Raw genomic sequence first — 24,874 nt, forward strand, 5'->3', positions numbered from 1 at the left:
CCCCCCCCCCCCCCCCCCCCCCCCCCCCCCCCCGGCGCGGCCGGCGGATCGGGCGGTGCACCCCGGTGGCGCCCGGTCGACCTCGACCGCCCTCGCTCCCGCCGGTGGTCCTCGGACACAGGTGTACGACGTCGACCCACATGACTCCCCCTGGACGCACACGCACGAGATGCGGAACAGGAACGCTATTCACGTCCGGGCACCGGGACCGTACGCAGTTGTGCGTAGCCGCGGCAGGCGACAGCGACCTCGGGGGGACGTGGCCGCCGCGCCGGAGGCGACCTCCACGGTCCAGCGCCGGCGGATTACCCTCAGCTCCGTGTCGCGCACCACGAGGCGTCATGCAGCGTGGCTGGAGCTCGTCGGCGACATCCTGCAGGGGCAGCCCGGAGCGGCGGAGTTCCCCCACGCGCAGGTGGCGGACCTGCTCATCGAGTCCTTCGATGCGGCCTGCTGCTCGTTGAACGTCGTCGACCGCGCCTGGGTGGACCACGTCGTCGGGGGCTGGCCGGTCGGCTTCCTGCCGATGGCGCCGCCGTCCGGTGTCCTCCCCGACGCCACCACGCACCCGCTCATCCGCTGGTACGCCGTCACGGGCAGCTCCGCACCGCAGAGCCTGGGCCGGGTGCCGCGCGCGGTCGCCGGTCCGAGGCTGTGCGCCGAGTGGTCGGCCTTCGCCCGTCCCTTCGGCATCACCCACCAGCTCGCGCTCCCCCTGCGGGTGGGAGAGGGGATCGAGTCGTACGTCGTCAGCCGTCCCGACGACGACTACGACGACGCCGATGCCGACCTGGCTGCCCTGGTCCTCCCCGCGCTGGCTGCGCTCGTCCGCCAGCACCGGGTGCTCCGTGACGTGCCGGCGGAGCAGTACGACTGCGCCTACGGCATCCGCTTGACCAGACGCGAGTTCGCCGTCCTCAGGCTCCTCGGGGAGGGGCTCACCGCTCAGGCGATCGCCCGGCGTCTGCGGACCTCCCCCCGGACGGTGCACAAGCACCTCGAGCACCTGTACCGCAAGCTCGGCGTGCGCGACCGGCTGATGGCGGTCCAGCGGGCTCGCGACGCCGGCCTGCTGACCGCGCCCCCCGAGCCGGGCGGACGACGCGGGACCCCGGATCACACCCTGTTGATCCCCTCCCCCCGCACCGGGGACCACCTCCCCGCTGCGCCGGCGCTGACGAGCGCTCCCCCCGCCCGCCCCGCTGGATGACGCCCGGGCGACCGTCTGGCCCGCTCCTCACCCGTCGGCGACCCAGCTGCCGTGGAAGCCGAGCGGGACCCGCGCCGGGAGGTGGACGGTGGCGACGGGTGGCCCGCCGAAGTCCTGCGCCGCCAGGACCACCAGGTCGGTGGCTCCGCGGTCGGGGTCGTGCACGAAGGCCAGGACGTGGCCGTCGTCCTCGTCCGCGTCCGGCGTCGACGGGGCGAACACGGCCTCGCCGATCATGGCGTCCCTCGGGAAGCGGTGCTCCTCGACCGTTCCGGCGACCAGGTCGTGCTTGAGCAGCGCATCGGCGAACGCGGCGTCCTGGAAGGTCCCGTCCAGCTGCACGGTGCCCCGGTCGAGCTGCCCCGTCGTCGCGCTGTACCCGTAGCGGTGCGCCCGGGAGACGACCCGCTCGTCGACGCGCGGGAACTCCTGCGGGCGGTCGTCGAGGCTCTGCCGGGTCACCCGTCCGGCGCCCGGGTCGACCGTCCAGCGCTCCAGCGTGAGCGGGCCCCCGCTGCTCAGGGCCGACACGTCGAACGAGCCCCCGTAGCGGCACAGGTCGACGACGACCCGGTCCCCGTCGTCGTAGGCGTTGAGCGTGTGGAAGACCCAGCACGGGTCCACCTCGAACCAGCGGGCGGCGCGGGTCGTCCCCGCCCGGGGCAGCAGGCCGACGCGGGGCTGGTGGGACGGGTTCCAGGTGTAGGGCAGCTGCGCGCCGGCCGCCGCCGCGTCCATGCTGAAGGTGACCGGCAGGTCGAGCAGGACCACGTACCTCTCGGTCAGGGCGAAGTCGTGCACCATCGGCCCGTCCACGACCGGGACGTCGGTGGTGCCGCTGACCCTGCCGTCGGGACCGAGGACGACGTGCTGCAGGTGGTCCCAGCCCCAGAAGTATGCGACGGCGTGCAGCTCCCCGGTCCGCCGGTCGAGTCTGGTGTGCGCCGCGTAGCCGCCGGGCAGCGTGCCGTCGAAGTCGCACGGGCCGACGGTGTCGAGTTCGTCGGTGAGCTCGTACGGCAGCGCGCCGGCCTCGACGGTGGCCAGGGTGCGCCCGGCGTGGGCGATGACGTGGGTGTTGGCGGCGAAGTCCATGCCGGCGTGCACGGGCCCGCCCGGCCACCGCTCCCCCAGCGCCTCGGCCACGTGCCGCGATCGGACCCAGCGGTTGCGGTACCACTCGGCCCGGCCGTCGCGCAGCCGGACGCCGTGCACCATGCCGGCACCGAGGAACCAGTGCGAGCCGGGATCGTCCGAGCCCAGCGGGTTGGGCCCGTTGCGCAGGTAGCGTCCGTCCAGGCCGGCGGGCAGGCGCCCGGTCACCGGGAGGTCGAACGCCGTGATCTCCTCCGTCACCGGCGCATACGGGCCCTGGAGGTACGGGCTGCGGTCGAGCATCGGGCGGTCGGTCATGGCGGCTGCCTCCCGGCGGACTGTCGGCCCGGACGTCCTCGTCCGCGCCCTCCGCCCCGATCCTGGCCCTCCCGCCCGCGGGTGGACAGCCCGTGCACGGCGCCGCACCCGACCGGCGGGTCGCTGCCGCCGAGCGGGGGACGACCGCAGCGACGTCCCCTCGCGGGCCCGCGCCTCGGCCTCCTGGTCACGGACCACCCGTGCGGCCGTCGACCGGTCCAGGGGTGGGCCGGGACGGGCGTGCCGCGTCACGCCACCACGCGCGCAGGCGGGTGCGCACCCGGCTCGCCCTCGGCGACGGTCCAGGCCGTGCGCCCGTGGAGCGGTGGGGTCTTGGTGCCGTCGGTGAACCACACGACAACGCCCCCGTGTGCCTTGCAGCGCGAGCGCACGACCCGGACCTGGCTGCCCTGCCTGGTCCTGGTCGGCCGGACCAGGGGGAGGCCGAAGTCCGTGCCGACCACGTCGGTGGTCAGGACCGGCTCCCCAGCGGGCAGGTGCGACGTCGGGACAGTGGTCATCAGGGCCTCCTGGGCATCGGGTCGACCGGACGACCGGCCCCGGGTCCTCCCCGGCGAGGGGACCGGCGACGGTCGTGCGAACACGTGTTCGATTGTGCGCCCGGATAGCGACGGATCCGACCTCAGGTCTCCCCCTCTCCGTCGCAGCGCGAGCCGGCCCCGGTGCCGGGCGCCGACCTGCCCTGAGCGCCTCAGCCCGCCTGGCGCAGGCCGATCAGGTTCCCGTCGCCGTCCCTGGCCAGGGCGACGAGGAGCCCGCCGCCGACGTCGGTGGGGTCCTGCACCGTCTCGGCGCCGGCCTGCACGAGAGCGGCGAGGCTCGCCGCGACGTCGTCCACGTGCCAGTACGCGACCGGACCGGACTGCCCGTGCCGGTGGCCGTGCGGGTCCAGGCCGATGGCCTGGCCGTCGGCGTCGAACTGGGCGTAGTACGGCGCGTCCACCACCGGGTCGGCACCGAGCAGGGCGCTGAACAGCGCCTTCGCGCGGGTCAGGTCGGTCACGGGGTAGATGACGGTGCGGATGCCGGTCGTCATGGTGTGCTCCTGGGATCGTCGGGTTCGGGTCTGCCACCTCGGTGACACCCGCCGACCGAGGGATGTGACGACATGGACGGGAACGACGTCCTCGCCGCGCAGTTCGAGGTGCACCGCCACCGGCTGACCGCCGTGGCCTCCCGCCTGCTCGGCTCCCGCGCGGAGGCCGAGGACGCCGTCCAGGAGGCCTGGCTGCGGGTCAGCCGGGTCGGCAGCGCGGAGGTGGAGAACCTCGGCGGCTGGCTGACGACCGTGGTGGCCCGGGTGGCGCTCAACCAGCTGCGCGCCCGGGCCGGCCGGCGCGAGGACCCCCTCGACGGCGCGCCGCCGGCCCGCCTGCACGCCGTCGCCGACCCCGCCGAGGAGGTGGTGCTCGCGGACTCCGTCGGGTCGGCGCTGCTCGTCGTGCTCGACCGGCTCACTCCCGACGAGCGGCTGGCCTTCGTCCTGCACGATCTCTTCGACGTGCCCTTCGACGAGATCGCGCCGATCGTCGACCGGTCCCCCGCCGCCGCCCGGCAGCTGGCCAGCCGCGCCCGGCGCCGCGTGCGCGGGGCCGAGCTGCCCGACGCTGTCGAGCGGCGCCGCGAGGTGGTCGCGGCCTTCCTCGACGCATCGCGCAACGGCGACTTCTCCGCCCTGCTCGAGCTCCTCCACCCCGAGGCGGTGCTGCGGTCCGACGCCGTCGCCGCGCAGATGGGTGCCGCCGCCGAGGTGCGCGGGGCGATCGGGGTCGCCCGGTTCCTCTCCGGCCGGGCGCGGGCCGCGCGGCTGGTGCTGGTCGACGGCGTACCGGGCGCGGTGTGGTCCCTGAGGGGGACGCCGCAGGTGGTCTTCGCCTTCACCGTCGGGGACGGCGTCGTGACCGCGATCGACCTGCTCGCCGCCCCGGAGACGCTGGCGGGCCTGGACCTGCAGCCCCTCGGGCAGCGGTAGCCGTCCGCTCAGGGTGCGGGCAGGGGCAGCCGCAAGACGATCTCGCCGTCGTCCTCCTCGCCGGTCGGCCGGAAGCCGAACCGCTCGTAGAAGGGCCACGGTCCGCCCTTGCCGGGCTCGTAGCTGGTCAGCAGCTCGGTACCGCCGTCGGCCCGCACCAGGTCGACGAGCTGCGTCAGCACCGCCCGGCCGATCCCGCGTCCCTGGTACCGCTTGTCGATCAGCAGCCGCCACAGGAAGTGGCGCCCGCGGTAGCGGCCCCGCCGCGGCTTCCAGGAGAGCATCACGAAGCCGACCGGCTCGTCGCCGCAGTACACCGCCCGGTACCAGGGTTCGGCCTTCGGCGTCCCGGCGGCGTCCCGCAGCGAGCGGGACACCGAAGCGACGAACCGCTTCTGGCGACCTCGGACGCGCAGCGCGCGGACCGCCTCGCGGTTGTCGTCGGTGATCTCCCGCAGGTGCACGTCCGGGGACGCCGCGCCGCGCGCCGCCGACCCGGCCGGCGGCTCCTGCGCCGAGGGCACACCACCCGTGTCGGGCGCCGATCCGCCCGGCGCACCCGGCAGCCGGACCACGTCGGCGAGGACGCTCCCGTCGTCGGTCAGCCGGGCCGGGGACGGGCTGTCGTAGACGACCAGCAGGCGCGGGCCGTCGGCCGGACCGAGCACCCCGATGCCCTCGGCGTGGTCGTGCCCGTCGCCGTAGGGCAGGTCGAGCTCCCGCGTGAGCAGGTCGCCGCGGACCACCTGCGGCGAGTCCGCCCGCAGCGCCCCGTGCCAGCGGTAGACGTGCACCGGCCCGTCGAGGTCCATCGTCGGCCCGGCCAGCACGAGCAGGTCGTCGCCGTGCGGGCAGAGGTCCCGCACTCCGAGACCGCGCAGCCGCAGGACGTGCTTGCGGTACGGGCGGCTGTCCTCGAACGCGGTCAGGCGCAGCCGCTCCGGCGCGTCGGGGTCGACCTCGGGGCGCAGCTCCAGCACCACGGCCCAGCCGCGCAGCACCGGCCCGCGCAGGCCCAGGTACACCCGCGGACCGGCGACGGCGATGCCCTCGACGTCCAGCCCGTTGTCCTTGCCCGGCAGCGGCAGGAACGCGCCGAGGTGCTCGTCGTCGGCCAGGACGTCCCGCAGGTCGGTGCCGTGCAGGCCGAACGACGCGGCACGGTGCCGGACCCCGCCCTGCTCGAGTTCGCGCACCACGGTCGGCAGGCCGTCCACCACGCCGACCGGCAGCCGGACGAGGAGCTGGCGGTTGGGCTGGCCGGTGACCGCGGCCAGCCGGCGCAGGGCCTTGTCGCCGCTGTGCCCGGTCTTGATCTGCTTGCGGCGCAGGCTGTGCGACCCGACCGCCCACAGGAAGCAGCCGTCCCGGGCCAGGCCCTCGATGTCGGCCTCGTCCTCCTCGTCCTCCTCGTCCCCGGGAGCCGGCAGCTCCACCAGGTCGGCGAGGCGGAAGCCGGTCTGCTGCGCGTAGCGGTGCGGCTCGCCCGGAGCGTCGGCGACCAGCCGCTCGATCGTCGCGGTCTCGTCACCGGCGACCCAGAGGGCTGCGCCGTCGCTGCGCACGGCCGAGAGGTTGCTGTGGGTGCCGGCCGTCCGCGCCGACTCGTCGAACTGCAGCCGGACCGTCCGTTCCACGGTCATGCCCCACCCTGGCACGGGGACGGCCGGGCGGACGCCGTCCCGGACGTGGCGGCCGGGGTCAGGTTGCTCGCCGGCCCGCGCGCCAGACCTGCGCGATGTCCCGGGTCCGGGTGATGTCGAGCCCGGGGTCGCCGTGGACGAGCACGAGGTCGGCGCGCATCCCCGGGGTGAGCGCTCCCCGGTCGGGGAGGCCGAGTGCGGCGGCCGGAGCACTGGTCGCTGCGGTCAGGGCCGCGGCCGGGGACAGGCCGGCCGCGACCAGCAGGGAGAGCTCGTCGTGCAGGCTGGCTCCGTGGGCGGTGCCCGGGCTGGACGCGTCGGTGCCGGCCAGGATCCGCCGGCCTGCCCGGTGCAGCGCGTCGACGGTCGACATCGCGTGGCCCAGGTCGGCCCGGGCGCCCGGCGCGGCCGGGAACTCCATCTCCAGGACGGCACGCCGGCGCGGGTCCAGGAGCGGACCCAGGTGGGGATCGGCGGCCAGGGCGCGTCCTCGGTCATGGCCGGCGCGGGCAGCGAGCGAGGTGAGCGTGGGGATCACGAACACGTCGCGGTGCGCGACGGCGTCGAGGAACCGCGGCGCGGGCGGCTCGTCCAGGAACAGGTGGGCCAGCCCGTCGACGCCCGCGCCGACGGCGACGAGCGCGTGCGCCTGCGTGAGGACGTGGGCGACGACGAGGAGGTCGCGTGCGTGCGCCGCGTCGACCAGCGCCCGCACCGTGCCGGCGGTCAGGGTGGGGCACGGGTGCCCGGACGTCGTGCCGTCCTCCAGGACCACCTTGAGGAACGAGGAGCCCTCCGCGACCCGGGCCGCGACGAAGTCCTCGGCCGCGTCCGGTCCGGCCACCGTGGGGAACGGCGCCAGCAGGCCGCGCTCGACCAGCCGGGTCGGGTGCCCCCCGGGAGCGGTGGCTCCGGTGCCGGCCGAGCGCAGATCGGCCATGCCGGGGTCGGCCGTCGCCTGCTGCCGCAGCGCCCCGATGAGGCCGGGGTCGCCGAACATGTCCACCTCCGTGGTGACCCCCGCCCGCAACGCCACCTGCAGGTCACCGGGAGAGACGTGCACGTGAGCGTCGACCAGGCCGGGCAGCACGGTGTCCCCGTGCGCCTCCACGACCGGCACCCCCGCGGGAGGGGTCAGCCGCTCGGCGAGCGCAGCGACGCGTCCCTCCCGGACGAGCAGGCAGCCGGGCCCGTGGAAGCGGTGCCCGTCGAAGAGCTCGGCCCCCCGGATCAGGACGTCGTCCGGCGCCATCGCCGCCTCCCCTCCCCGAGCCCCCGGTACCACGGCACGGCTCGTGGGGAGCCTGCTCACCGCTGCGGTCCCCGGCCACCGCGGGGGCACGGCAGCCGGCTCCGTGCGCCGGAGACCTGCTGCGCGGCCGACGCCCTCGTTGCCCTCGGGCGCGCCGCGGGCAGGAACGGAGGCCGTTCGGCCCCACCCCGCGCGGTCGGGGCCCCAGGATCACCCCGTGGACTTCGCCCACCTGACCCGGCCGTTCGTCATCGCCCACCGCGGCGGGGCCATGCAGGTGCCCGAGCACACGTTGGAGGGCTACCGCGTGGCGGTGGGCCAGGGCCTGCCGGTCATCGAGCAGGACGTCGCCACGCTCGCCGACGGCGGCCTCGGGGTCATGCACGACGGCACCGTGGACCGCATGACCACCTCGAGCGGCAACGTCGCCGACCACACGTCGGTGTCCTGGAAGCAGCTCGACATCGACGCCTCGGCCACCCTCGGCGGAGGCTGGCCCGACGGGTTGCGCCCTCCGCTGTTCGAGGAGGTGCTCACCGAGTTCGGCAACCGCGTCCTCCTGTGCGCCGAGGCCAAGAGCAGCGACGCGATGGGGCCGATGATCGACGCACTGGGCCGACGCGGGATCAGCCCGGCGTCCGTCCTGCTCCAGTCCTACGCGCTGGCCGACTGCCTGCTGGCGCGCTCGCGGGGGTGGGACGTCATCTGGCTGGGGACCACCGACGTCGACCGGGCCGCCGCCGAGGGCATCGGCTGGATCGGTCCGGAGGTGGGCTCCGTGACCCCGGCGGTGTGCGCCCGGGCGCATGCCGTGGGGATCGAGGTGGCCTGTCACACGGTGAACCGCCGACACCTGCGGGACGTCCTCGTCGCCGACGGCGTGGACGCGCTGTTCTCCGACGACCCCGTCTACATCGCGGGGGACGCGGCGCGGCGCACCTCGGACCTGTTCGCCCGTCAGGTCTGGCTACCCGGGATGCTGGCGGACACCCGCAGGGGCCGGTTCCACGCGGACGACGGTTCGTGGGGCTTCGACGTCTCGGGCACCGCCACCTCCACGCTCATGGGCTTCCTGGCACCGCCGGACCCGGCCGCGTTCACCCTGCGCCTCGCCCTCCGCGTGGACGAGACCTGCGCCGACGGCCGCACGAGCTGCGGGTGGGTCCTGCTGAGCACCGACGACCACCCGTACCGGCCGTCGTCCGGTGGGTCGGCCGGCGTGAACGGTTACCTGTTCCTGCTGCGCGGGGACGGCAGCCTGGACGTCCAGCGGGTCGTCGAGGGGATCGCCGCTCCGCTGGCGTCCTCGACGGGGGCGACGGGGCTGACGATGGGCAGCTACGTGCCGCTCCGCATCACCGTCACCGGTTCGGGCCTCCTCTTCGCCCGCGACGGTCGCGCCGACGCCGACGCCGACGCCGACGCGACCGTGACCGTCGCGGACGCCACCCACCGTCCCGTGCCCGTCGTCCACCTCGGCGGCGCGTTCGCCGGGGCGCGGTTCAAGGACGTGGTGTTCACGTGACCGACCTGTGGGAACGACCGGGCCACGGGCCGTCCGACCCGGAGGGCTACCTCATCGAGCAGACCCCCGAGGGCTACCGGTGGACGTGCCGGGCCGACGGCCGCGCCGCAGGGCCGTTCGCCACCCGCACCGAGGCCGTCCTCGCCGCCGAGGCCGACCGCGAGGCCGGGGGCACCGGGAGGACCGAGCCGGGCGGGACGGCGGCTGGCACCATCCCGTCATGAGCTATGGCCACGCCGTCCAGGACGAACTCCGCGAACCCTCGCGCGCGCTGCGTCGCGCCATCCCCGAGGTCTACGACGGCTACCGCCAGATGCACACCGCCGCCTACGCCGCGGGCGCCCTGGACGAGAAGACCAAGGAGCTGATCGCGCTGGCCATCGCGGTCAGCAAGGAGTGCGACGGGTGCATCGCGTCCCACGCCCGCGGCGCCGCCCGCACCGGCGCCACCGAGGCGGAGGTCGCCGAAGCGCTCGGCGTCACCATCGCCATGAACGGTGGACCGGCCACCGTGTACGGTCCCCGCGCCTTCGCCGCCTACCAGGAGTTCGCCGAGCGAGCGGAACGGACCGACAGCCAGCAGAGCTGACCGGCGGGCCCCCCGTCGGGCCCGGGGCCCCGCGCGGGGACGGACCCCCGGCGGACCCGTGCGTGCGGTCAGCCGGTCCGGTGCCCGAAGGTCGTCAGGCGGACGGTCTCCGGGAGCGCTTGGAGCGCGGCCAGCAGCTCGGGGGGCAGCGCCGCGCCGACGTCGGTGACCGCGTACCCCAGCTCACCGCGGGTGGCCAGCACCTGGCCGTCCACGTTGAGACCGTGCTCGCCGACCAGCGCGTCGGCGCGGGCGAGGACGCCGGGCACGTTGCGGTGCAGCAGCGCGAAGCGGGCCGCGGACGACCCGTGCAGGGCCACGGTGGGCAGGTTGACGCTCAGCGTCGTCGTCCCGGAGCCGGTGTAGTCGACGAGCTTGCCGGCGACGAACCGCCCGATGTCGTGCTGCGCCTCCTGGGTCGACCCGCCGACGTGCGGCGTGAGGATGACGTTGGGCAGGCCGCGCAGCACGGAGCCGAACGCGTCGCCCTGCTCGCGCGGCTCCTCGGGGAACACGTCGACCGCGGCGCCGGCGATGTGGCCGCTGAGGACGTGGTCGCGGAGCGCCTCGTGGTCGACGACGAACCCGCGCGAGAGGTTGAGGAACAGGCTGCGCCGGCGCATCCGGGCGAACTGCTCGGCGCCGAACAGGCCCGCGTTGCCGGCGCGCCCGTCGACGTGCAGCGTCACGGTCTCCGCCCGCTCCAGCAGCTCCTCGAGGCTGCCGCAGGCCTCCGCGTTGCCCAGCGCGAGCTTGTCCTCGAGGTCGTAGAACAGCACCCGCATGCCCAGCGCCTCGGCGAGCACCGAGAGCTGGCTGCCGATGTTGCCGTAGCCGACGATGCCGAGGGTCCGCCCGCGGATCTCGTGGCTGCCGGCCGCCGACTTGTCCCAGGTCCCGGCGTGCAGCGCGCGGTCCCGGTCGACCAGCCGGCGGGCCAGGATGATGATCTCCGCGATGGCCATCTCCACCACGCTGCGGGTGTTGGAGTAGGGCGCGTTGAACACCGCCACCCCGCAGCCGGCCGCCGTGGCGAGGTCGATCTGGTTGGTGCCGATGCAGAAGGCCCCCACCGCCGCCAGGCCGGGACGGCGGCGCAGGACCTCCGCGGTCACCTGGGTCTTCGACCGGATGCCCAGCACGTCGACGCCGTCGAGCGCGGCGATCAGGTCGGCCTCGTCCAGCGCCCCCCGCAGCGACTCGGTCGCGAAGCCGGCCGATCCGAGCAGGTCGGCCGCCACCGGGTCGATGTTCTCCAGCAGCAGGGCTCTCGGCACGCTCAGGGACCTCCTCGACCGCGGGCCACCGGCGGGCCACGTCGGCAGGAGTATCCCGTCGCGGCGGGGAGGCGCCGGCGACCGGGGTGGCCGACGGTCAGCCCGGGCGGCCGCGGGCGACGCCGAGGTGGTGCGTCGCGGCCTCGCCGAGGGCGGCGGCGTCGACGGCGACCGTGACGATGGTCGCGCCCTCGGCGGCGTGAGCGGCGGCCTCCTCGCCGCTGCGGGCGTGGACGCCGACGGGGACGCCCGCGGCGCCGGCCCGGGCGACGATCGAGGACAGCACGGCGCGCAGCTCCTCCCGGCGTTCCGCACCGGTCAGCTGCAAGGACAGGGAGAGGTCGCCCGGACCGACGTACACGCCGTCCAGTCCCTCGACGGCGAGGACCGCGTCGAGGTCGTCGAGCGCGGTCGCCGCCTCCACCATCACGATCACCAGCGGCTGGTCGGCTCCGCCGGAGAGCCGCCCGATCGACCGCGTCCCGGCCGGGGCGTACCGGCAGGCGGCGACGACCTCCCGGGCGTGGCCGGCGTCGCGCACGTTGGGCACGACGACGCCACGGGCACCCAGGTCGAGCGGTCGCCCCACGTCGGCGAAGGCGGGGCTGCGGGTCCGGACCAGCGGCACCGAGCCCGCCGCGGTGATCGCCGCCGCGACGCCCGGCAGGTCGGCCTCGGCCGTCGCGCCGTGCTGCAGGTCGACGACGACGAAGTCCGCGCCGGTGCGGGCCAGCACCTCGCCGGTCACCGCGCCGGGCAGCTGGCTCCACAGGCCGTGGCACGCCCGGCCCTCGGACCACCGCTGCCGCAGGTCCACCTCGCTGATCGCCATCCCCGGCCCACCCCTCCTCCGGCTCCTCGCCCCGGCGGCGTCGGCCACCGCCCCGGGACGATCCTGCTCGGGGGGGCCGGTGCACGCGACCGAGGCCGCGGACCCGCGGGCAGGGAGCAGGCGGACCGGATCACGGTCCGGGGGTCGCGGTGGCGAGCTCGACGACGGCGTCCACCAGTGCCCCGCCGTCCAGCAGGACGGCGTCGTTGTGGCCGGCACCGGGGACCTCCACCCGGCGGTGCAACCGCGCCGCGGCGTCGGCCACCTGCCGGCTCTGCTCCGGGGGCACGATCGTGTCGGCGGTGCCGTAGACCACCGTGGTGGGCGCCCGGACCTCGGCGACCTGCGCGGCGACCGGGTAACGGTCGCGCAGCAGCGACCGGACCGGGAGGAACGGGTAGTGCACCTCGCCGACGGCGGCCAGGTCGACGAACGGCGAGCGGAGCAGCAGGCCGGCCGGGGGGTGGTCGACGGCGAGCCCCGTGACGACGGCGCAGCCCAGGCTCTCGCCGTAGTAGACGAGCCGCTCCTCGGGGACGCCGGCCTCCTCCAGCAGGTGGCTGCGCGCCGCCCGGACGTCGAGGGCCAGGCCCTCCTCGCTGGGGCTGCCGGGGTTCCCGCCGTAGCCGCGGTAGTCGAACAGCAGCACCGCGAGCCCGGCCGCGGACAGGGCCCGCGCGAGCGGCGCCCGCATCCCGCGGTGCCCGCCGTTGCCGTTGGCCACGAGGACGGCGGGGGCGTCGTCCGTGGGGCCGGGGACGAACCAGGCGCCCAGGGTCAGGCCGTCGGCGGTGGTCAGCTCGACGTCCCGGCCACCCGGGACGGCGTCGGCGGCGGCCGGCACGGGACCGCCGTCCGGCAGGTAGACCAGGCGTCGCTGGAACGCCCACAGCAGACCCACCAGCACAGCCAACAGGACGGCGACGGCCACCGCCGTCCGCAGCACGCGCAGCACGGCTCCATGGTGGTCGCGGGGCCGCGGCTGCCGCCGCCGGCCGGTCAGAGCCCCAGGGAGCCGGAGGCGGGGTCGGCCCAGCGGCTGGAGGCGTCGTAGGTGCGGACGACCAGGGACTTCCACCGCCCGGTCCGGCTGATCTCCTTCTCGGACACGCCCTGGGCGTAGGCGGTGGTGGCGAAGCCGCGGCGCAGCGAGTGCGGCGACAGGCCCGCGGTGGAGACCCCGGCTCGTCCGGCGGCGCGCTCCAGCACGAGGTCGACGCTGCGGGTGGTCAGCGCGGTCGTCCCGAGCCGCTGGGTGCGCCCCTTGCCCACCGACCGGAACAGGGGGCCGGAGGTGACGCCCTGCGCGGCCAGCGCGGCCAGCCAGGCACGCACGGCGCGGACGGGGCAGGTGACCTCCCGGACCCCCTCGGCCAGGGCGAGGGTCTCCCCCGCGCCGTCCTGGTCGGTCTTGGAGAACCGCACCAGGACGTCGAGGCCGCCGTGCCCGGCCGGGGTGAGGTCCTCGACCCGCAGCGCGCACAGGTCCGAGGCCCGCAGGCCCAGCGCGTAGCCCACCAGGATCAGGCAGCGGTCGCGCGTTCCGCCGAGGGTCGCGGGGAGGTCCTCGACCAGTGCCCGGACGGTCGCGGTGTCCACCGCGCGGGCCCGCCGCGGCCGGGAGCCGGCACGGGCGGCCGTGCGGCGGATCCCGGCCATGGTCCGCCGCACCCCCTCGCTGCCGCCGGGTGGCAGGTGGCCGGCGCTGCGGTGGGCGTCGTTGAGCGCCGCCAGCCGCCGGGCGATGTAGCTGGTGCTGCGGCCCTCGTCGGCCATCGTGGCCAGCCACGCGGCGACGGTCAGCGGGTCGGCGGGCAGCACGGAGGACAGCGACCGACCGGCGCACCAGGCCGCCCACGCCCGCATGTCGCGCGCGTAGGACTTCCGGGTGTTCTCGGCCTGCGCCGAGGCGAGGTAGTCGCTCACGAGGGCCAGTTCGACGGGCGACAGCAGCCCCTCGTTGCCCAACGGCTGCGGGACGACTGCGGTCTCCGCGACGTCGTCGTGCGGGCCAGTCCGAGAGGTCACGGAGGTCCTCCTGCTGGCGTCCAGGAGCACGATTCGTGGTTGTCCTCTGAGTCGATCGGGAATGTCGCCTCACGTGCCTGCATCATGATCGTTCTAGTCGGCACCCGGCACCCCACTCCCGGCGTCGGTTCGCTCATCAGCAGCACTTCCACTGGCGCACGTACTCCGCGGCCAGTGCGAGGAGGTCGGCGTTGTTCTCCGCGTGACCGACCAGGACGTTGCACCGGTGGCAGATCAGACTGCGCGTGAGCCCCGAGGTGTGGCAGTGGTCGACCACCAACTTGACCGTGCTGACCGCGGGTGAGCCATCACGCCGGGGGCGCCCAGTGGTGAGCAGCGGCAGGTCGTCTTCGTGGGCTCGACACAATGCGCAGCGGTATCCCTGGTCCTCGCGCATCCGGTCGTATGTGGCAGCGGTGACGCCGTAACGGCGCTCGAGGTCTGAGTTGCGGCGAGTGTGCCGGTTGCGCTCCTCCCATCTCCGCTTGCTCTCGGCTACGACGGCAAGAGTGCAAGGGCAGGTCCGCCATGTGCCTCGAGGTTGTCCGCAGGTGTGTTCAATCCGGTTGCGCCCCACTGCTCGCCTCATCCCCGTGCCGGTCGATCACTACCGATAAACACCCTATCTACGAAGTCATCTGTGGGCCGGGCTCAGCACATTGTCGGATGAATGAATGCACGGACCGGACATTTGACTATGGTCAGCGAGCATGACGGCGGCGGACGGGACCCAGGACGACCGCCGCTGCGCCTTCCCGGGCTGCCCGGCTCCGCCGCGGCCGCGGATCCCCGGGCGGAGCGGCCCGGCTCCCAAGTTCTGCACCCGCCCCGACCACAACCCGGAGTCGGCGCGCCAGGCCCGCGCTCGCGTGTCCGGGCAGCGGTCCACCGGTGTCGTGGCCACGGCCGGGGCGCTGGGCGAGGACCTGCCGCCGGAGGGCCGGGTCCGGCAGCTGGTGGGCCGGTGGGCTGCGGCGACCCGGGAGGCCGCCGTCGCGGCCGAGGCGCAGGCCGCGCTGCTCACCGCCGCCGTCGAGGCGCTGGACGAGTACCGGGACGAGACGACCGTGGAGGCCCGGCTCACCCAGGCCAGGTCCGACGTCGACGCCGCGCAGGCCGCGCGGCTGCGGGCCGAGGAGCAGGCCCGGCTGGCCGGGCAGCTCCGCGCGGAGGCCGAGGCGGCGCGGCAGGCCGCCGAGCGCGACGCCGCGGCCGCCCGGGACGACGCCGAGCAGCGGATCGCCGGGGCCCGGGCCGACGCCGAGCAGCGGATCGCGGAGGCGCGGGGGGAGGCGGCGCACCTCAGCCGGCTCGCCGAGGAGGCGCGCGACGCGGCCGAGACCGCCCGCCGGGAGGCGGAGTCCGAGCGCGACCGGGCCGGAGCCGAACGCGCCGCCGCCCTGGCCCGGGCCGCCGACGCGGACCTGCACCGCCGGGCCGCCGAGGCCGACGCCGCGGCCGCGCGCCGGGCCGAGCGGCGCGCCCGCGAGGAGGCCGCCCGCGAGCACGACGCCCTCGTCGAGGCCCGCGCGCAGTGGGGCGTCACCGAGCGCACCCTCACCGAGGCCGTGCAGGCCCGGACGGAGCAGCGCGACGCGGCCGCTGCCGCTGGGGACGAGGCGCGGGCCGCCGCGGCCGCCGCGCGGGAGCAGGCCCGCGACGCCGAACGGGAACGGGACGCAGCCCGGCGCGCGGAGCAGGACGCGCGGACCGCGGCGGACGGCGCGGCCAGCCGGGCGGCGACCGCCGAGCAGGGCCGCCTGGAGGCCCTCACCGACGCGGCCCGGGCCGTCCAGCGCGCGGAGGACGCCGACCGCCGCGCGACCGGTGCCGAGGCGACGGCGCGCGAGGCGAGCGAGCGGGTCGGCGCGCTGACCGCCGAGCTGGAGTCGCTCCGCGCCCGGCGGCGGCACTGACCCCGGGAGGCGCTCCGGTCCGCGCCGGGGGACGGTCGGCGGTGGCCGGGGCCGGAGGCCCGAGCGAGGGGCCGGGCGGCATGGCGTCGGACCGGTCGGGTAGTACGTGTCTTCACCGAGGGCGGCGCGGCAAGGAGTCGACCCTTCCGAGGACTGGACTCCAGACATGAGCGGTAACGCCACACACCGGTTCGGCAACACGGCCGTCCTGGCACTGCAGACGACCGACGCCACGCGGGTCGTCACCTCCGACGCGCTCGACGACGCGCTCGCCGACACCTACAAGCGGGTGGGGCTGCGGCCCGGCCTGCTCGAGCGCCTCGCCGGCATCCGGGAGCGCCGCTGGTGGGGCGAGGGCGTCACGTTCGTCGACGGCGCCGCCGAGGCCGGTGCCAAGGCGATCAGCGAGAGCGGGGTCGACCCGGCCGGGATCGGCGTCATGATCAACACCTCGGTCAGCCGCAGGTGGCTCGAGCCCTCGACGGCGGTCGCCGTCCACCACGCGCTCGGCCTGCCGCGGTCGTGCCAGAACTTCGACGTCACGAACGCCTGCCTGGGCTTCGTCAACGGCATGGAGCTCGCGGCCGCCATGATCGACTCCGGGCTGGTCGAGCACGCCCTGGTCGTCAACGGCGAGGACGCCCAGCCGGTCCAGGAGCGCACGCTCGACCGGCTCAACCAGCCGGGCACCGGCTCCAAGGACGTGATCGCGCAGTTCGCCACGCTCACCCTGGGCTCCGGCGCCGTCGCGATGGTGCTGGGCCGGGCCGACCGGCACCCGGAGGGACACCGCCTGGTCGCGTCGGTGAGCCGGGCGGGCACCGAGCACCACAATCTGTGCGTCGGCGACAACGACCTGATGCGCACCGACCTCAAGGGGCTCCTCGACGCCGGGCTCGCCCTGTCCGAGGACATGTGGGCCGACGCCGCGGCGGAGGTCGACTGGGCCGGCGGGATGAGCCGCTACATCGTCCACCAGGTCTCCAAGGTGCACACCCAGGCGATGTGCGACCGGTTCGCCATCGACCCGGCGCTGGTGCCGACGACCTTCCCGACCCGGGGCAACCTGGGCCCGGCGTCGGTCCCCTACACGCTCGCCGGCGAGCAGGACTCGCTGGTCGGCGGCGACCGGGTGCTCCTCATGGGCATCGGCTCGGGCCTCAACGTCTCCTGCCTCGAGCTCGCCTGGTGAGGGCTCCCGACACGAGGGCGGGAGGAGCGGCGGGCCTCCCGCCGGCGCTGCCCGGCCTGGACCCCGCGTGGTCCCGCCTCGTCGCCGTCGCCGACTCCAGCGGCGCGAAGCACACCTGGCACGTGCTGGACAACGGCGTCCGGGACCCGGTCGGCACGCTGCTGTGCGTCCACGGCAACCCCACCTGGTCCTACCTGTGGCGGCGGCTGCTCGCCGCGGCCCCGCCCGGGTGGCGGGTCGTCGCACCCGACCACCTCGGCATGGGCTTCTCCGACCGGCCGCCCGGGCCGCGGTCGCTGCGCCAGCGCATCGCCGACCTCGGCGACCTCACCGCGGCGCTCGGCGTGACCGGGCCGGTGGTCACGGTCGGGCACGACTGGGGCGGCGTCATCTCCCTGGGCTGGGCGCTGGCCCACCGGCAGGACCTGCGGGGCGTCGTCCTGGCCAACACCGCCGTCGCCATGCCCGAGGGCGACCTCGGCCCTGCGCTCATCCGGATGGCGAACGCGCCGGGGGTACGGGCGGCGGTCACCGTCGGCACCCCGGTGTTCGTACGGGCGACGACCGCGCTGTCGCGGCCCGCGCTGCCGGCCGACGTCCGGCGCGCCTTCGCCGCCCCCTACCGCTCGCCGGCGCGACGACGGTCCGTGGGCGACTTCGTCGCCGACATCCCCTTCTCCCCCGGCCACCCGTCCCGCCCGGTGCAGGAGGCCGTCGCCGAGGGCATCCGCACCCTCGACGTCCCGGCCCTGCTGCTGTGGGGTCCGCGCGACCCGGTCTTCGGCGAGCGCTACCTGGCCGACCTGCGCAGCCGCCTGCCGCAGGCCCGGCTGCACCGCTACGAGGGCGCCTCCCACCTGCTCCCCGAGGACGCCCCCCGGTACGCCGGGGCGGTGGCGCAGTGGGTCACCGACCTCGGGACCGGCACCGCCGAGCCGCCGGACCGCCCGGCGGGCGACGCCGCGCGCCGGCTGTGGTCGGCCCTCGACGAGCGGTCCGACGACGACGCCCCGGCCGTGGTCGAGGTCGGCGGCACGACGGTGTCCTGGTCGGCGCTGGCCCGGCGGGTGCGGGACCTCGCCGCCGGGCTGGCCGCCTCTGGCGTGCGCCCCGGGCACCGCGTCGCGCTGCTCGTGGAGCCCTCGGCCGACCTCACCGCCGCGGTCTACGCCGTGTGGCGCGCCGGTGCCGTCGTCGTCGTGGCCGACAAGGGCCTCGGGTTCGCCGGCATGCGCCGCGCCCTGCGCAGCGCATCGGTCGACTCCGTGATCGGCAGCCGTCCGGGCCTGGCCGCGGCGCGGCTGATGGGCCTGCCCGGCTCCCGCACCGCAGCCGGCCGGGCGAGCCGGGCCGCGCTGCGCGCGCTCGGCGCCGCCGCCACGCTCGACGAGCTGGAGGCCCGCGGCCGGTCGGCACCGGTGCCCGCGGAGTGCCCGGTGGACGACGACTGCGCCGTGCTGTTCACCTCCGGCGCCACCGGACCGGCCAAGGGCGTCGTCTACACGCACCGCCAGGCCGCCGCGCAGCTGGAGCTGGTGCGCGCCACCTACGGCCTCACCGCCGACGACCGGCTGGTCGCGGCGTTCGCGCCGTTCGCGATCCTCGGGCCGGCCCTGGGCATCGGGTCGGCGGTGCCGGACGTCGACGTGACCGCACCCGGGTCGCTCACCGCGGCGGCGCTGGCCGACGCCGCGGCCGCCGTCGACGCGACCGTGGTGTTCGCCTCCCCCGCGGCGCTGCGGCGCGTCGGGGCCACGGCCGGGGACCTCTCGTCCGGGCAGCGGGGGGCGTTGGCCGGGGTCCGGCTGCTGATGTCCGCCGGCGCGCCCGTCCCGGCGTCGCTGCTGCGCTCGCTGCAGGAGGTCCTGCCCGCCGCCGACGCGCACACCCCCTACGGGATGACCGAGGTCCTCCCCGTCACCGACGTCTCCCTGGCCGGCATCGAGGCCGCCGGTGAGGGCGAGGGCGTGTGCGTGGGTGCGCCGTTGCCGGGCGTCACCGTGCGGGTCAGCCCGCTGTCCCCCGAGGGCACCGCCGACGGCCCGCTCACCGACCGTCCCGGCGTGGTGGGCGAGGTCTGCGTGCGGGCCGCGCACGTCAAGGACCGGTACGACGCGCTGTGGGCGCTGGAGCGGTCGGCGTCCCGGGACCCCGGCTTCCACCGCACAGGCGACGTCGGGCACCTCGACCCCGACGGCCGGCTGTGGATCGAGGGGCGGCTGCAGCACGTCGTCCCCACGGCCTCCGGTCCGGTGACCCCCGTCGGGGTCGAGCAGCGGGTCGAGCGGGTCGACGGCGTGACCGCTGCCGCGGCCGTCGGCGTCGGGCCGCCCGGGGCGCAGGTCGTCGTGCTGGTCGTCGTGCCGTCCGAGGGCTCCCCCGGGCGTCGCCGGCGCCGCCTGGGCCTGGCCGGCCCGGACCTGGCCGAGGCCGTCCGCGCGGCCGCCGGCGTCGACGTGGCAGCGGTGCTGACGGCCTCCGCGCTGCCGGTGGACATCCGGCACCAGTCGAAGGTCGACCGCGGCGAGGTCGCCAGCCGGGCCGCACGGGTGCTGGCCGGCGCGCGGGCACCGCGCCCGTGAGGGTGCTGGTCACCGGGGCGAGCGGGATGCTGGGCCGGGCGACGGCCACCGGGCTGCTCGAGCGGGGCGACGAGGTGACGGTGCTGCAGCGTCGCCCGTCCGGCCTGCCCTGCCGGGAGGTGCTGGGGGACGTCGCCGACCCGGCCGTCGTCGGTCGCGCCGTCCGCGGCCAGGACGCCGTGCTGCACCTGGCCGCGAAGGTCGACGTGACCGGCCCGTGGGCCGAGTACGTCGCGGCCAACGTCGACGGCACCCGGACCGTCGTCGACGCCTGCCGGACCGCGGACGTCGGCCGGCTGGTGCACGTCTCCTCCCCCTCGGTGGCCCACGCCGGGACGGCGCTCGCCGGGGTCGTCGCCGGCCCCGCGGACCCCGCGCGCGCCCGCGGCCGGTACGCCCGCACCAAGGCGGTGGCCGAGCTCGACGCGCTGGCCGCGGACTCCTCCGCGCTGGCCGTGCTGGCGGTCCGTCCCCACCTGGTGTGGGGCCCGGGCGACACCCAGCTCGTCGGCCGCATCGTCGAGCGGGCGCGGACCGGGCGGCTGCCGGTGATCGGCTCGGGCGCGGCGCTCATCGACACCACCTACGTCGACAACGCCGCAGCGGCCCTGGTCGCCGCCGTGGACGCCTGCGGACCGGTGCACGGCGAGGCCCTGGTCGTCTCGAACGGGGAGCCGCGCCCGGTCGCGGAGGTCATCGGCCGGCTGTGCCGCGCCGCCGGGGTCCCCGCGCCGCGCCGTCGGGTGCCCTTCGGTGCCGCCTACGCGGTGGGCGCCGCCGTCGAGGGCGTCTGGGCGGTGACCGGCCGCCGGCAGGTCCCCCCGATCACCCGCTTCCTGGCCGAGCAGCTGGCGACCGCGCACTGGTTCGACCAGCGGCGGACGCGGACGGCTCTCGGGTGGCGGCCCCGGGTGGGCCTGGAGGAGGGCTTCGCCCGCCTGCGGAACTGGTACCTCCGCACCGCTCCCGCGACCTGACGACGCCGCCACCGACCGCAGTGCCGACCCCGTCCGCACCTGCCGGGCGGGCGGGCCCCGGTACGTGGCCGGCCGGTGCGCGACGGCCGATGCCCCGGCCGCGTCCCGGACTCCTGCCGTCCCGGACCCGTTCGGATCGACGGGCCCGGCGAGGGGAGTCGAATGACCCATGTGCGTCCCGGTGGCCTCCCCTAGCGTGACTGCCCCGAGAGAACCCCCGACCCGCCTGCTCACGGGGAGCAGGTCCTCGCTCCAGCTCACCCGCCGAGAGGCGTGACGGCAGCCCCGTTCCGCGGCTCCGGTCCGACGGCGGACCCGCTCGGCGGACGCTCCCGCTCCCGTCCGGCTCCACGGCACCGGGCTCCGACACGGCCGGTCGACCGGGATCCGGTGCCGACCGGCAGGGCCGTGCCGTGGGCGCCCCGCTCCCCCGACGACCTCAGGAGGTGCGGAATGTCGAGGACCCGCGCGTGGCCCGGACTGCTGGGACGACGCAGCGAGTGCGACACGCTGAGCGGGCTCGTCGCCGCTGCGAGGGCGGGCCGCGGCCAGGTCCTGGTGCTGCGCGGCGAGGCCGGGATCGGCAAGACCGCGTTGCTCGACGTCCTGCTCGAACGCGCAGCGGGGTGCCGAGTGGCCCGAGCGGCCGGTGTCGAGTCGGAGACGGAGCTCGCCTTCGCCGGGCTGCACCAGCTGTGCAGCGCCCATCTGGATCGGCTGGACACGTTGCCCGGTCCCCAGCAGGAGGCGCTCGGCACGGCGTTCGGACTGCGCCCGGGCAGCACACCGGACCGCTTCCTCGTGGGCCTGGCGGTGCTCGGCCTCCTGTCCGAGGTGGCCGACGAGGGACCGCTGCTCTGCGTCGTGGACGACGCCCAGTGGCTGGACCGGGCGTCCGCACAGGCGCTGGAGTTCGTCGCACGCCGGCTCGTGCACGAACGCGTGGCGATGGTCTTCGCGGTGCGCGCGTCGGACGAGGAGTCCGGGCTCAGCGGGTTCCCGGAACTCGTGGTGCAGGGCCTGAGCGCCCGTGATGCAGCTGCGCTCCTGGAGTCCTCGGTGACCGGCGTGCTCGATCCCCGGGTACGCGACCGCATCCTGGCCGAGAGCCACGGCAACCCGCTCGCTCTCCGCGAGCTGCCGCGAGGGCTCTCGGCGGCCGACCTGTCCTTCGGGGGCGGGACCGGCCACCGCGCGACGCCCCTGGGCCAGCGGCTGGAACAGGGGTTCCTCCGCCAGGTGGCGCCCCTCCGGCCGCAGGCACGTCGACTGCTGCTGACGGCGGCCGCCGATCCGGTCGGTGACGTCCAGCTCCTGGAGCGCGCCGCCGGTCGGCTCGGTATCGGGGCCGCCGCTGTGGCCGAGGCCGAGGCATCGGGCCTGATCGAGCTGCGCGACCGGGTCCGGTTCCGGCACCCACTGGTCCGCTCGGCGGTCTACCGCTCGGCCGTTCCGGCGGAACGGCGGGAGGTCCACCGAGCGCTCTGCGACGTCACCGATCCGGAGGTGGATCCCGACCGCCGGGCATGGCACCGCTCCCGTGCTGCGGTGGGTCCGGACGAGGACACCGCCGCAGACCTCGAGCAGTCCGCAGGCCGTGCCTTCGCGCACGGCGGCCTGGCGGCGGCGGCCGCGTTCCTCGAACAGGCCGCGGCGCTGACGCCGGATCCGGCGCGGCGGGCAGGACGCTGCCTCGACGCCGCTCAGGTCAAGGTGCACGCCGGTGCGTTCGACGACGCCTCGGCCCTCCTCACCACCGCCGGCGAGGGACCGCTCGGGGATGCCGGGCGGGCACGGCTCGACCTGCTCCGTGCGGAGATCGCCTTCGCCGCGAACAGGGGCGACGAGGCGCTGCCGCTGCTGCTGCCCGTGGCGCGGCGGCTGGAACCGCTCGACGCGCGACTGTCCCGGGACACCTACCTCGACGCGCTCTCCGCTGCCCTGTCCGCCGGACGGCTGGCCGCCGGTCCCGGCGCGCGGCAGGTCGCCGAGGCCGTGCGGCAGGCGCCGACTCCGGCCGTTCCGCGCAAGGGGGACGCGCTCCTCGCCGGGCTCGCCGTGCTGTTCACCGACGGGTACGCCGCCGCGGCGCCGCTGCTGCACCCGGTGGTGCGGGCGTTCGTCACGGAGGAGCTGACGCTGGACGAGGCGCTGCGCTCGGCCTGGCTCGCGGCGGCCTCGGCCGCGTCCCTGTGGGACGACGCCAGCTGGGACGTCCTCACCCGTCGGCACCTGGAGGTCGCCCGCGACTCGGGAGCCCTCAGCGCACTGCCCCTGGCCCTCCACACCCGCGCCGTCGTCCACCTCTTCACCGGGGACCTGGCCACGGCGGCCTGCCTGGTGGAGGAGGCACGGTCGGTCGCCGAGGCGACGAGGAGCAGTGTCGCGCCCTGCGGGGAGGTCGGGCTGCTCGCCGTGCGGGGGGACGCCGCGCAGGCTGAGCCGCTGATCGAGAGCTGTCTCGAGGACGTCACCGCCCGAGGCGAGGGGGCCGGCGCCACCATGGTGCAGTGGGCCCGGGCGGTGCTGTGCAACGGCCTCGGCCGCTACGGGGACGCACTGCGTGCGGCTCGGGAGGCGGCCGCCTCTCCCCTCGAGCTCGGACCACCCAAGTGGGCGCTGGCGGAACTCGTCGAGGCGGGCGTGCGCACCAGGGACACCGGGTCAGCGGCTGCTGCCCTGGAGGAGCTCTCGACGATGACCCGGGCCAGTGGCACGGAGTGGGCGCTCGGGACCGAGGCGGGCAGGCGCGCCCTGCTGAGCGAGGGTCGCGCGGCCGAGGAACTCCACCTGGAGGCCCTCGACCGGCTCGGCCGCACCACCGTCCGCGTCGAGCTGGCTCGGGCACGTCTGCGCTACGGCGAGTGGCTGCGCCGGGAGGGTCGACGCATCGACGCCCGCGTCCAGTTGCGGGTCGCGCACGAGACGTTCACCGCGATGGGCGCCGACGCCTTCGCCGAGCGCGCGCGCCACGAGCTGCTGGCGACCGGGGAGGTCGTGCGCAAGCGCACGGCGGAGACCACCGGGGAGCTCACCGCCCAGGAGGCCCACATCGCCAGGCTGGCCACCCGGGGGCTGACCAACCGCGAGATCGGCGCCGAGCTGTACCTCAGCCCCCGGACGGTTGAGTGGCACCTCCGCAAGGTCTTCACCAAGCTGGGGGTCAGCACGCGCCGCGAGCTGCGGCGGTCCCTGCCGGACGGCGTCGTCACCGCGATCCGGCCGGTCGGGCGGTCCGCGTCGCCGGCGAGACGCCGCGCAGCAGTTCCGCACAGCGCCGGGATGCCGGCTCACGCGCCGGCCGACGACCCCGGCGCACGTGGGTCGAACCGCTCGACCCACCGGGTGCGCCAGGACGGCGGCTCCCCGGGGTCGCCGGGGTAGACCCGCTCACGGACCACCTCGCCGTCGCGGAACTCCGTGATCCCGACGACCGTGCGGTGACCGGTCACCCTCCGCCGTCCGGCCCCGGGCCACTCTCGCGGCACCGAACGGCGCCTCGTCGCAGGGAGGTCCCCTGGTCCCTCCCTGGTCGGCCTGCGGGGACCCGGAGACCTCCGGCGCGGGGACGGCGACCAGTAGCAGACCAGGGGATGCCCCTGGGGCGACGCGGGCCACGGCCGCGCGAGCGTGTCCGAGCCGGCATCGACCGGGTGCCGCCTCCGCGAGGACGAGGAGCACACCGTGGACATGAAGCTCGAGGCCGTCGTCGTACCGGTCTCCGACGTCGACCGGGCCAAGCAGTTCTACAAGGGACTGGGATGGCGGGAGGACGCCGACCTCCTCGTCGACGAGGCCTTCCACGTGATCCAGATGACGCCACCCGGCTCGGCGTGCTCCATCCACTTCGGCATCGGCCTGGCGCCCGCGCCGCCCGGCTCGATCGCGGGCCTGCTCCTGGCCGTTCCCGACATCGAGGCGGCCCGTGCCGAACTGGTCGAGCGCGGTGCGGGCGTCAGCGAGGTCTTCCACGACGCCGGCGGAGGGCTGGCGGTGCGCGCGGACCCCGCGACGCACGCGCCGGGGCCCGATCCCGAGCGCCGCAGCTACGCCTCCTACGCCACCTTCGCCGACCCCGACGGCAACACGTGGGTGCTGCAGGAGCTCACGACGCGCCTGCCGGGCCGCTGACCACCGAGTTTCCGCCGCACCCCGTGGCACGCACCGAGGAGGACGAGATGGACGTCGCACCGCTGGCCGGTCTGCTCCGGGAGGCCGAGGAGCACCACGGCGAGTACGAGCCGGTGGGGCCGCCGCACCACTGGTCGGACTGGTACGCCGGCTACATCGTGGCGCGGCAGCAGGGCCGCACTCCCGACGAGGCCGTCGCCGACGCCACCCTCGTCATCGAGGGCGCCCCGCACTGACCGACCGGGAGCCCGTCGCCGTCGGCGCGCCGGGTGTGCACGCCCCGGCGCGCAGACGGCGGGTCTCCACGTACCTGC

22 protein-coding genes are annotated in these 24,874 nt (G+C 76.2%); 12 read left to right on the top strand and 10 right to left on the bottom strand.

Features of this window, described 5'->3' with window-relative positions; genetic code table 11:
• Positions 1-319: 319 nt before the first annotated feature.
• Positions 320-1,210 carry a helix-turn-helix transcriptional regulator gene (locus BMW27_RS01995; protein WP_245743254.1) on the top strand — a complete coding sequence of 297 codons (891 nt, stop codon included), beginning with the start codon at positions 320-322 and terminating at the stop codon, positions 1,208-1,210.
• Between the two features lie 27 nt (positions 1,211-1,237).
• On the opposite strand, the gene BMW27_RS02000 is transcribed toward BMW27_RS01995, so the two are convergent.
• The 3 genes from BMW27_RS02000 to BMW27_RS02010 form a co-directional block, all read right to left on the bottom strand.
• Positions 1,238-2,623, bottom strand: a complete 1,386-nt coding sequence (locus BMW27_RS02000) for a carotenoid oxygenase family protein (protein WP_091438270.1) — start codon at positions 2,621-2,623, stop codon at positions 1,238-1,240.
• A gap of 248 nt (positions 2,624-2,871) precedes the next feature.
• Positions 2,872-3,144, bottom strand: coding sequence for a hypothetical protein (locus BMW27_RS02005; RefSeq protein WP_091438273.1), 273 nt, complete (start codon positions 3,142-3,144; stop codon positions 2,872-2,874).
• Between the two features lie 191 nt (positions 3,145-3,335).
• On the bottom strand, positions 3,336-3,680 hold the full coding sequence (locus BMW27_RS02010) for a VOC family protein (RefSeq protein WP_091438275.1): 345 nt from the start codon (positions 3,678-3,680) through the stop codon (positions 3,336-3,338).
• Positions 3,681-3,752: 72 nt separating this feature from the next.
• Here BMW27_RS02010 and BMW27_RS02015 point away from each other — a divergent pair, with 72 nt between their 5' ends.
• Positions 3,753-4,616, top strand: a complete 864-nt coding sequence (locus BMW27_RS02015; protein WP_091438278.1) for a sigma-70 family RNA polymerase sigma factor — start codon at positions 3,753-3,755, stop codon at positions 4,614-4,616.
• An 8-nt stretch (positions 4,617-4,624) separates the two neighbouring features.
• Here BMW27_RS02015 and BMW27_RS02025 read toward each other — a convergent pair whose 3' ends face one another.
• Positions 4,625-6,259 (bottom strand): GNAT family N-acetyltransferase, encoded by a 1,635-nt coding sequence (locus BMW27_RS02025; protein ID WP_217638015.1) that lies wholly within the window; start codon positions 6,257-6,259, stop codon positions 4,625-4,627.
• 58 nt (positions 6,260-6,317) lie between these two features.
• Entirely contained in the window at positions 6,318-7,511 is a 1,194-nt protein-coding gene (locus BMW27_RS02030; RefSeq protein WP_091438281.1) for an amidohydrolase family protein, read from the bottom strand.
• A gap of 217 nt (positions 7,512-7,728) precedes the next feature.
• Between BMW27_RS02030 and BMW27_RS02035 the strand changes: the two genes are divergently transcribed.
• From BMW27_RS02035 to BMW27_RS02045, 3 genes are read left to right on the top strand one after another with little or no spacing between them, the layout of a single operon-like run.
• The gene (locus tag BMW27_RS02035; protein WP_091438283.1) at positions 7,729-9,036 is read left to right on the top strand and encodes a glycerophosphodiester phosphodiesterase; all 1,308 of its coding nucleotides are present in this window, start codon (positions 7,729-7,731) and stop codon (positions 9,034-9,036) included.
• Complete coding sequence (locus BMW27_RS02040; RefSeq protein ID WP_091438287.1) at positions 9,033-9,260, top strand: hypothetical protein; 228 nt, start codon at positions 9,033-9,035, stop codon at positions 9,258-9,260. The genes BMW27_RS02035 and BMW27_RS02040 overlap by 4 nt, the downstream gene beginning before the upstream one ends.
• A complete protein-coding gene (locus tag BMW27_RS02045) occupies positions 9,257-9,625 on the top strand; it encodes a carboxymuconolactone decarboxylase family protein (RefSeq protein ID WP_091438290.1) in 369 nt (122 codons plus the stop codon). The genes BMW27_RS02040 and BMW27_RS02045 overlap by 4 nt, the downstream gene beginning before the upstream one ends.
• 68 nt (positions 9,626-9,693) lie before the next feature.
• On the opposite strand, the gene serA is transcribed toward BMW27_RS02045, so the two are convergent.
• The 5 genes from serA to BMW27_RS24455 all read right to left on the bottom strand — a co-directional run bounded on the left by serA (position 9,694) and on the right by BMW27_RS24455 (position 14,351).
• A complete protein-coding gene (gene serA, locus BMW27_RS02050) occupies positions 9,694-10,902 on the bottom strand; it encodes a phosphoglycerate dehydrogenase (protein ID WP_091438294.1) in 1,209 nt (402 codons plus the stop codon).
• 97 nt (positions 10,903-10,999) lie between these two features.
• On the bottom strand, positions 11,000-11,734 hold the full coding sequence (locus BMW27_RS02055) for an HpcH/HpaI aldolase family protein (RefSeq protein ID WP_091438298.1): 735 nt from the start codon (positions 11,732-11,734) through the stop codon (positions 11,000-11,002).
• Between the two features lie 130 nt (positions 11,735-11,864).
• Positions 11,865-12,689, bottom strand: coding sequence for an alpha/beta hydrolase (locus BMW27_RS02060; RefSeq protein WP_175486289.1), 825 nt, complete (start codon positions 12,687-12,689; stop codon positions 11,865-11,867).
• Positions 12,690-12,733: 44 nt separating this feature from the next.
• A complete protein-coding gene (locus BMW27_RS02065) occupies positions 12,734-13,762 on the bottom strand; it encodes a site-specific integrase (protein ID WP_091438301.1) in 1,029 nt (342 codons plus the stop codon).
• 136 nt (positions 13,763-13,898) lie between these two features.
• Entirely contained in the window at positions 13,899-14,351 is a 453-nt protein-coding gene (locus tag BMW27_RS24455) for an endonuclease domain-containing protein (RefSeq protein ID WP_091438304.1), read from the bottom strand.
• 121 nt (positions 14,352-14,472) lie between these two features.
• Here BMW27_RS24455 and BMW27_RS02075 point away from each other — a divergent pair, with 121 nt between their 5' ends.
• From BMW27_RS02075 to BMW27_RS02105, 7 genes are all read left to right on the top strand, one after another.
• Positions 14,473-15,678, top strand: a complete 1,206-nt coding sequence (locus BMW27_RS02075) for a coiled-coil domain-containing protein (RefSeq protein WP_091438308.1) — start codon at positions 14,473-14,475, stop codon at positions 15,676-15,678.
• 166 nt (positions 15,679-15,844) lie between these two features.
• Positions 15,845-16,870, top strand: a complete 1,026-nt coding sequence (locus BMW27_RS02080) for a 3-oxoacyl-ACP synthase III (RefSeq protein ID WP_091438311.1) — start codon at positions 15,845-15,847, stop codon at positions 16,868-16,870.
• The gene (locus BMW27_RS02085) at positions 16,867-19,452 is read left to right on the top strand and encodes an alpha/beta fold hydrolase (RefSeq protein ID WP_091438314.1); all 2,586 of its coding nucleotides are present in this window, start codon (positions 16,867-16,869) and stop codon (positions 19,450-19,452) included. The genes BMW27_RS02080 and BMW27_RS02085 overlap by 4 nt, the downstream gene beginning before the upstream one ends.
• Positions 19,449-20,429, top strand: a complete 981-nt coding sequence (locus BMW27_RS02090; protein ID WP_091438317.1) for an NAD-dependent epimerase/dehydratase family protein — start codon at positions 19,449-19,451, stop codon at positions 20,427-20,429. Before BMW27_RS02085 ends, BMW27_RS02090 begins: the two co-directional genes overlap by 4 nt.
• A 453-nt stretch (positions 20,430-20,882) precedes the next feature.
• The gene (locus BMW27_RS02095) at positions 20,883-23,813 is read left to right on the top strand and encodes an ATP-binding protein (protein WP_091438320.1); all 2,931 of its coding nucleotides are present in this window, start codon (positions 20,883-20,885) and stop codon (positions 23,811-23,813) included.
• 306 nt (positions 23,814-24,119) lie between these two features.
• Positions 24,120-24,560, top strand: a complete 441-nt coding sequence (locus BMW27_RS02100; RefSeq protein WP_091439745.1) for a VOC family protein — start codon at positions 24,120-24,122, stop codon at positions 24,558-24,560.
• Positions 24,561-24,607: 47 nt separating this feature from the next.
• On the top strand, positions 24,608-24,796 hold the full coding sequence (locus BMW27_RS02105; protein WP_091439748.1) for a bleomycin resistance protein: 189 nt from the start codon (positions 24,608-24,610) through the stop codon (positions 24,794-24,796).
• Positions 24,797-24,874 lie beyond the last annotated feature (78 nt).

The organism is Geodermatophilus poikilotrophus (assembly GCF_900111455.1).
Taxonomy (GTDB): Bacteria; Actinomycetota; Actinomycetes; order Mycobacteriales; family Geodermatophilaceae; genus Geodermatophilus; species Geodermatophilus poikilotrophus.

Coding starts and splice junctions, on each gene's coding strand:
- BMW27_RS02000 (WP_091438270.1), bottom strand. CDS start 2,623: ATGACCGACCGCCCGATGCTCGACCGCAGCCCGTACCTCCAGGGCCCG.
- BMW27_RS02005 (WP_091438273.1), bottom strand. CDS start 3,144: ATGACCACTGTCCCGACGTCGCACCTGCCCGCTGGGGAGCCGGTCCTG.
- BMW27_RS02010 (WP_091438275.1), bottom strand. CDS start 3,680: ATGACGACCGGCATCCGCACCGTCATCTACCCCGTGACCGACCTGACC.
- BMW27_RS02015 (WP_091438278.1), top strand. CDS start 3,753: ATGGACGGGAACGACGTCCTCGCCGCGCAGTTCGAGGTGCACCGCCAC.
- BMW27_RS02025 (WP_217638015.1), bottom strand. CDS start 6,259: ATGACCGTGGAACGGACGGTCCGGCTGCAGTTCGACGAGTCGGCGCGG.
- BMW27_RS02030 (WP_091438281.1), bottom strand. CDS start 7,511: ATGGCGCCGGACGACGTCCTGATCCGGGGGGCCGAGCTCTTCGACGGG.
- BMW27_RS02045 (WP_091438290.1), top strand. CDS start 9,257: ATGAGCTATGGCCACGCCGTCCAGGACGAACTCCGCGAACCCTCGCGC.
- BMW27_RS02055 (WP_091438298.1), bottom strand. CDS start 11,734: ATGGCGATCAGCGAGGTGGACCTGCGGCAGCGGTGGTCCGAGGGCCGG.
- BMW27_RS24455 (WP_091438304.1), bottom strand. CDS start 14,351: ATGAGGCGAGCAGTGGGGCGCAACCGGATTGAACACACCTGCGGACAA.
- BMW27_RS02075 (WP_091438308.1), top strand. CDS start 14,473: ATGACGGCGGCGGACGGGACCCAGGACGACCGCCGCTGCGCCTTCCCG.
- BMW27_RS02080 (WP_091438311.1), top strand. CDS start 15,845: ATGAGCGGTAACGCCACACACCGGTTCGGCAACACGGCCGTCCTGGCA.
- BMW27_RS02095 (WP_091438320.1), top strand. CDS start 20,883: ATGTCGAGGACCCGCGCGTGGCCCGGACTGCTGGGACGACGCAGCGAG.
- BMW27_RS02100 (WP_091439745.1), top strand. CDS start 24,120: ATGAAGCTCGAGGCCGTCGTCGTACCGGTCTCCGACGTCGACCGGGCC.
- BMW27_RS02105 (WP_091439748.1), top strand. CDS start 24,608: ATGGACGTCGCACCGCTGGCCGGTCTGCTCCGGGAGGCCGAGGAGCAC.